The sequence below is a fragment of the Oleiphilus sp. HI0066 genome, assembly GCF_001635725.1.
The window spans coordinates 1-774 of the sequence record NZ_LWFH01001370.1 but is presented as its reverse complement, the minus strand read 5'-3'; the positions used below and the strand labels follow the sequence as shown (position 1 = coordinate 774).

General features: G+C 43.3%; 2 protein-coding genes. Both read left to right on the top strand.

From position 1 onward, the window contains the following. Positions 1–11: 11 nt before the first annotated feature. Positions 12–176 carry a DUF2058 family protein gene (locus A3738_RS20775; protein ID WP_255376189.1) on the top strand — a complete coding sequence of 55 codons (165 nt, stop codon included), beginning with the start codon at positions 12–14 and terminating at the stop codon, positions 174–176. A gap of 106 nt (positions 177–282) precedes the next feature. Further along, a partial coding sequence (locus tag A3738_RS20770; protein ID WP_156504381.1) for an aminotransferase class III-fold pyridoxal phosphate-dependent enzyme occupies positions 283–774 on the top strand: 492 nt, incomplete at its 3' end.

The window sequence follows — 774 nt, the reverse complement described above, 5'->3', positions numbered from 1 at the left end:
GACTTTCTATCGTGCGCGATGCACAAAGTTATGCAGTGGTAGCCAGCCAAGTCGCAGAAAAAATTAAACAACGCAAGCCAGAGTTTGTTGTTGTGTTGAACGAAAAGGCATCTCAAGAAGTTGATGAAGATGATCCTTATAAGGATTATCAAATCCCTGACGATTTAATGTGGTAAATCGCCTGATTTTTTATATTTGCGCTATCTTTAGTGCAGCGTTACAACTCGTCGCTTTTACTGGGCTTGTAAGACGGCGATTGACAATGATAGGTAGAAGATAAATATGTCTGAGAATACTCCATTAGATAGAAGTGTTTTTGATCAAGTAATGGTGCCGAATTACGCACCCTCGGCCGTGATTCCTGTTAAAGGGGCCGGTTCTCGTGTTTGGGATCAAAACGGTCGTGAGTATATTGATTTTGCGGGCGGCATAGCAGTGAGTGCTTTAGGGCATACGCATCCGAGACTTGTTAGCACCTTAAAAGAGCAAGCTGAGAAGCTATGGCATGTCAGTAATGTGATGACAAATGAACCAGCGTTGCGTTTAGCGAGCTTGCTGACAGAACGAACATTTGCAGAACGAGTGTTCTTTGCGAACTCAGGAGCAGAGGCAAATGAAGCTGCATTTAAGTTAGTGCGTAAATACGCGCATGATCACTACGGCGAAGATAAAAACGAAATTCTATCTTTCTACAGCAGTTTTCATGGCCGTACATTGTTCACAGTTTCTGTAGGAGGCCAAGCTAAATATACGGAAGGGTTTGAGCCTGTTCCT